Annotated in this window: 5 protein-coding genes; 4 read left to right on the top strand and 1 reads right to left on the bottom strand. The window is 68.5% G+C overall.

Annotated features, from left to right (window positions below; all coding sequences use genetic code 11):
• Positions 1 to 122 precede the first annotated feature (122 nt).
• Positions 123 to 2,870 carry a pyruvate dehydrogenase (acetyl-transferring), homodimeric type gene (aceE, locus tag ACIHAA_RS16065; protein WP_399817358.1) on the bottom strand — a complete coding sequence of 916 codons (2,748 nt, stop codon included), beginning with the start codon at positions 2,868 to 2,870 and terminating at the stop codon, positions 123 to 125.
• A gap of 424 nt (positions 2,871 to 3,294) precedes the next feature.
• On the opposite strand from aceE, the gene ACIHAA_RS16060 reads away from it, so the two are divergent.
• The 4 genes from ACIHAA_RS16060 to ACIHAA_RS16045 all read left to right on the top strand — a co-directional run bounded on the left by ACIHAA_RS16060 (position 3,295) and on the right by ACIHAA_RS16045 (position 5,970).
• Entirely contained in the window at positions 3,295 to 3,732 is a 438-nt protein-coding gene (locus ACIHAA_RS16060; RefSeq protein ID WP_399817356.1) for a DUF3052 domain-containing protein, read from the top strand.
• A 190-nt stretch (positions 3,733 to 3,922) separates the two neighbouring features.
• Entirely contained in the window at positions 3,923 to 4,381 is a 459-nt protein-coding gene (locus ACIHAA_RS16055; protein WP_399817354.1) for a peroxiredoxin, read from the top strand.
• Between the two features lie 113 nt (positions 4,382 to 4,494).
• Positions 4,495 to 5,070: a TerD family protein gene (locus tag ACIHAA_RS16050; protein WP_399817352.1), complete on the top strand. Its 576-nt coding sequence runs from the start codon at positions 4,495 to 4,497 to the stop codon at positions 5,068 to 5,070.
• A 324-nt stretch (positions 5,071 to 5,394) separates the two neighbouring features.
• Positions 5,395 to 5,970, top strand: a complete 576-nt coding sequence (locus ACIHAA_RS16045) for a TerD family protein (protein WP_399817350.1) — start codon at positions 5,395 to 5,397, stop codon at positions 5,968 to 5,970.
• Positions 5,971 to 6,009 lie beyond the last annotated feature (39 nt).

The following is a 6,009-nucleotide window of genomic DNA, read 5'->3' as shown; positions in this document are numbered from 1 at the left end:
GTGGGGTCCGGGGGGGCGGGGCGGGTGTGAGGGGTCTCGGGCGGGCGCTTTTCGCCGCGGGGGGGCGCGGCGCCCCCCCCCCCCCCCCCGCCGCCCCGGCCCGCTTGAGAACGGGCGCCGCCTCAGGCGTCGCCGCCCGCCGCTCCGGGGTCGGCCGCCGTCACATCCAGCAGCCGGTACCGGTCGATGGCCTGTTTCAGCACCGAGCGGTCCAGCCGGCCCGCCCGGGCCAGCTCGGTGAGCACCGCGACCACGATCGACTCGGCGTCGATGTGGAAGTAGCGGCGGGCCGCGCCGCGGGTGTCCGCGAAGCCGAAGCCGTCCGCCCCCAGCGACTGGTAGGCGCCCGGCACCCAGCGCGCGATCTGGTCCGGAACCGACCGCATCCAGTCGGACACGGCCACGAACGGACCCTCGGCCCCGCCCAGCTTCCGGGTCACGAAGGGCACCTGCTGCTCCTCCTCCGGATGCAGCAGATTGTGCTCCTCGCAGGCCACGGCGTCCCGGCGCAGCTCGTTCCAGGAGGTCGCCGACCACACGTCGGCCCGTACGTTCCACTGCTCGCCGAGGATCCGCTGCGCCTCAAGGGCCCAGGGCACCGACACGCCCGAGGCCATGATCTGGGCCGGGACCGTGCCCGAGGCGCCCTCGGAGATCCGGTGGATGCCCTTGAGGATGCCCTCCACGTCCACGTCCGCGGGCTCGGCGGGCTGCTGGATCGGCTCGTTGTACACGGTGAGGTAGTAGAAGACGTCCTCGCCGTGCGGGTGCTGCTCGCTGCTGCCGTACATCCGGCGCAGACCGTCCTGCACGATGTGCGCGATCTCGTAGCCGTACGCCGGGTCGTAGGACACGCACCCCGGGTTGGTCGAGGCCAGCAGCTGGGAGTGCCCGTCGGCGTGCTGAAGGCCCTCACCGGTCAGGGTCGTACGACCGGCGGTCGCACCCAGGGCGAAACCGCGCGACAGCTGGTCGGCCATCTGCCAGAACTGGTCGCCGGTGCGCTGGAAACCGAACATCGAGTAGAAGACGTACACCGGGATCAGCGGTTCGCCATGGGTGGCGTACGCCGAACCGGCCGCGATCAGCGAGGCCATGCAGCCCGCCTCGGAGATGCCGTCGTGCAGCATCTGCCCGGTCGGGGACTCCTTGTACGCGAGCAGCAGATCGCGGTCGACGGACTCGTACTGCTGCCCGAGCGGGTTGTAGATCTTCGCGCTCGGGAAGAACGAGTCCATGCCGAAGGTGCGGTACTCGTCCGGCGCGATCAGCACGAACCGCCTGCCGATCTCCTTGTCCCGCATGAGGTCCTTCAGAAGCCGGACAAAGGCCATGGTCGTCGCGATGGACTGCTGGCCCGAGCCCTTCTTCACGGATGCATACGTCGAGTCCTCCGGCAGGTGCAGCGGCTCGGACCGCACGACACGCGTCGGCACATAGCCGCCGAGCGAATTGCGCCGGTCGTGCATGTACTGGATCTCCTCCGAGTCCCGGCCCGGGTGGTAGTACGGCGGCGGGCCGGACTCCAGGTCCCGGTCGGAGATCGGCAGGTGCAGTCGGTCGCGGAAGTGCTTGAGGTCGTCGACCGTCAGCTTCTTCATCTGGTGGGTGGCGTTGCGGCCCTCGAAGTTCGGACCCAGCGTCCAGCCCTTGACCGTCTTGGCCAGGATCACCGTCGGCTGGCCCTTGTGCTCCGTGGCCGCCTTGAACGCCGCGTAGATCTTGCGGTGGTCGTGGCCGCCGCGGCCCAGGTGCAGGATCTGGGCGTCGGTCATGTTCTCGACCATCGCGCGCAGCCGGTGGTCGTCGCCGAAGAAGTGGTCGCGGATGTACGCGCCGGACTCGGTGGCGTACGTCTGGAACTGGCCGTCCGGGGTGGTGTTCATCCGGTTGACCAGGATCCCGTCCCGGTCCTGCGCCAGCAGCGGGTCCCAGGTCCGGTCCCAGATCAGCTTGATCACATTCCAGCCGGCGCCCCGGAAGACCGACTCCAGCTCCTGGATGATCTTGCCGTTGCCGCGCACCGGGCCGTCCAGCCGCTGGAGGTTGCAGTTGACCACGAAGGTCAGATTGTCCAGGCCCTCACGGGCGGCGATGGACAGCTGGCCGAGCGACTCCGGCTCGTCCATCTCGCCGTCGCCGAGGAAGGCCCACACCTGCGACCGGGAGGTGTCCGCGATGCCGCGAGCCTCCATGTAGCGGTTCATCCGGGCCTGGTAGATCGCGCCGATCGGGCCGAGACCCATGGACACGGTCGGGAACTCCCAGAAGCCCGGCATCGAACGCGGATGGGGGTAGCTGGACAGTCCGTAGGGCGCCTTGGACTTCTCCTGGCGGAATCCGTCCAGGTGCTTCTCGCTGAGCCGGTCCAGCAGATACGCGCGGGCGTAGATCCCGGGTGAGGCATGGCCCTGGAAGAAGACCTGGTCACCGCCGTCGCCCTGGTCCTTGCCGCGGAAGAAGTGGTTGAAGCCCACGTCGTAGAGCGAGGCGGAGGAGGCGAAGGTCGCGATGTGGCCGCCGACCCCGATGCCGGGCCGCTGGGCGCGGGAGACCATCACGGCGGCGTTCCACCGGGTGGCGTTGAGGATCCGCCGCTCGATCTCCTCGTTGCCGGGGAAGAACGGCTCGCTCTTGGTGGGGATGGTGTTGACGTAGTCCGTGCTGCGCATCTCGGGCACGGCCACGCGCTTCTCGCGGGCCCGCTCGATCAGACGGAGCATCAGATAGCGGGCCCGCTCCCGGCCGCGCTCGTCCACGGCGGCGTCGAGGGAGTCGAGCCACTCCTGGGTTTCCTCGGGGTCGAAGTCAGGAACCTGACTCGGAAGGCCGCCAATGATGATCGGATTGCGATCGGAACCGGAAGCCACGCTGTTCCTTACCTGTCGGAGGGCCACTGCTGCATGTGCCTGCACCGCTCCCCATCGTGTACCTGGGGCGAGTGAAACGTCACCTCTACCCTGGGGTAACCACAACGGGGGCGGGGTTCTGCGGACGGGCCCGACCAGAACGAAACGATACGCCCGGATCGTGATCTGTTCCGCAAAGCCATTCGAGTCTCGTACCCGCGGAGGATTCCAGAATGCGCAAAGCGGGCAGAACGGTGTGGTGTGGATCACCGAGGGGCGCGATACGGTGCCTGGAGTTGCGGCGACACGGCCAGGATCGTCACCGTTTCGGCGGTCTGAACGGCCGGGTACTTGCGCGATCCGCCCCGCCCGTGTGGACTACGGCCAATGCTTCGCGTACGCGCGTGGCTGAGATACTCACCAAGACATGATCAGGAGGCAACCCGTGAGCGCGACCGCGGACCACGCGGAGGAGCGGACGAACCCTGCCGCAAGGCTGGGGTTCCAGCCCGAGCAGGTGGTCCAGGAGATCGGCTTCGACGACGACGTCGACCAGGAGCTCCGCGAGTCCATTGAGGAAGTCATCGGCAGCCCGCTCGTGGACGAGGAGTACGACGACGTCGCCGATGCCGTGGTGCTGTGGTTCCGCGACGAGGACGGCGACCTGACCGATGTGCTGGTGGATGCCACCACGTACATCGAGGAGGGCGGCTCGATCCTGCTCCTCACGCCGAAGACCGGCCGTACGGGCTACGTGGAGCCGAGCGACATCTCTGAAGCCGCGACGACGGCGGGTCTGTCGGCGTCCAAGAGCGTCAGCGTGGGCAAGGACTGGAGTGGCTCGCGTCTGGTCACGCCGAAGGCGGCCAAGTCCAAGCGCTGACCCGGCGCCGACGCTGACCCAGCACCGAGGGCGGCCGCGCCCGGGGCCCGCCCCGGGAACTCCGGCGGCCGCCCGTCCCGTCCCAGGAACGCCGGACGGGCTGACATCGCTCAGCCCGTCCGTGGCTCCACGGTGATCGCTGCGTAGGGTGGTTTCCACCCGAACAGCCCCACCGAAGGGATGCAGGACCATGGCCATCCAGGTCGGCGACAAGGCCCCCGACTTCGAACTCCGGGACAACCACGGCGCGACCGTGCGCCTCTCGGACTTCCGCGGCGAGAAGAACGTGGTGCTGCTCTTCTACCCGTTCGCCTTCACCGGCGTCTGCACCGGCGAGCTGTGCGCGCTGCGCGACAATCTGCCGTCGTTCGTCAACGACGACACCCAGCTGCTCGCCGTCTCCAACGACTCCATCCACACGCTGCGCGTCTTCGGTGAGCAGGAGGGTCTGGAGTACCCGCTGCTGTCCGACTTCTGGCCGCATGGCAACACTTCGCGCGGGTACGGCGTCTTCGACGAGGAGAAGGGCTGCGCGGTGCGCGGGACCTTCATCATCGACAAGGAGGGCGTGGTGCGGTGGACCGTTGTCAACGATCTGCCGGACGCGCGTGACCTGAACGAGTACGTGAAGGCGCTCGACACCCTGTGATTCTTCGGTTCCAAGGCCTGCGTGGCGTGGGAACCCGTCATTAGGATCGACACGTTGATCCGATACCAACGCACGTCGGGGCTCCCCGCCCCTGGACACCAATGGGAGGACTCGTGGGAGTCAGCCTCAGCAAGGGCGGCAACGTATCGCTGAGCAAGGAGGCCCCCGGCCTGACCGCCGTTCTGGTCGGTCTGGGATGGGACGTCCGCACGACGACCGGCACCGACTTCGACCTCGATGCCAGCGCCCTGCTGCTGAACGCGGCCGGGAAGGTCGTCAGCGACCAGCACTTCGTGTTCTTCAACAACCTCAAGAGCCCGGACGGCTCGGTGGAGCACACCGGCGACAACATCACCGGTGAGGGCGAGGGCGACGACGAGGTGATCAAGGTCAACCTCGCCACGGTCCCGGCCGACGTCGACAAGATCGTCTTCCCGGTGTCGATCTACGACGCCGAGAACCGCCAGCAGTCCTTCGGCCAGGTGCGCAACGCGTTCATCCGCGTCGTGAACCAGGCCAACCAGCAGGAGATCGCCCGCTACGACCTGAGCGAGGACGCCTCCACCGAGACCGCCATGGTCTTCGGCGAGCTGTACCGCAACGGCGCGGAGTGGAAGTTCCGTGCCATCGGCCAGGGCTACGCCTCGGGCCTGCGCGGCATCGCGCAGGACTTCGGCGTCAACGTCTGACCCGCCCGACCGCACTCCCCGTCCGTCCGGCACCGGACGGACGGGGAGGACCAGGGGTTTTACCGGGCGGCCGTGTCCGAAGCCGGGCCGGACCGTCGCGGGGGACGGCGCATTCCGTCCATCGGGCGGTTTGCCGCTCCGCCCGGCAGGGGGGAGCCGACCCGGCCCGACGCGGGGTTTCCGCCGCCGGTCCCCGGGGGAGCCACCCCCCGACCGCCGAGGGCCCGCCCTCGTACCGCAGGATGACCACTGGGGGGATCCGCCCCCGACCGCCGGGGGTCTCCGCCCCCGGGACGACGCAACACCTCGGGGAGGACCAGCACCATGGGCGTCACGCTCGCCAAGGGAGGCAATGTCTCCCTCTCCAAGGCCGCACCGAACCTCACCCATGTGATGATCGGGCTCGGCTGGGACGCGCGCTCCACCACGGGAGCCCCCTTCGACCTCGACGCCAGCGCGCTGCTGTGCAGCGCCGGCCGGGTCCTGGGCGACGAGTGGTTCGTCTTCTACAACCAGCTCAAGAGCCCGGACGGCTCCGTGGAGCACACCGGCGACAATCTCACCGGTGAGGGCGAGGGTGACGACGAGAGCATCCTGATCGACCTCGCCAAGGTCCCGGCCCAGTGCGACAAGATCGTCTTCCCGGTCTCCATCCACCTCGCCGACGAGCGCGGCCAGACCTTCGGCCAGGTCAGCAACGCCTTCATCCGTGTGGTCAACCAGGCGGACGGCCAGGAACTGGCCCGCTACGACCTCAGCGAGGACGCCTCCAGCGAGACCGCCATGATCTTCGGCGAGGTCTACCGCTACGGCGGCGAATGGAAGTTCCGAGCGGTTGGCCAGGGGTACGCGTCCGGTCTTCGCGGTATCGCTCTAGACTTCGGAGTCAACGTTTCGTAAAGCCGGGTACGGCGACGGGGGAGCCCCCTACACATACGG

Origin of the sequence: Streptomyces sp. NPDC052040 (assembly GCF_044548405.1) — a bacterium.
GTDB lineage: Bacteria > Actinomycetota > Actinomycetes > Streptomycetales > Streptomycetaceae > Streptomyces.
Note: the sequence above shows the minus strand (reverse complement) of the source record. Positions and strands in the feature narration are given on the sequence as shown.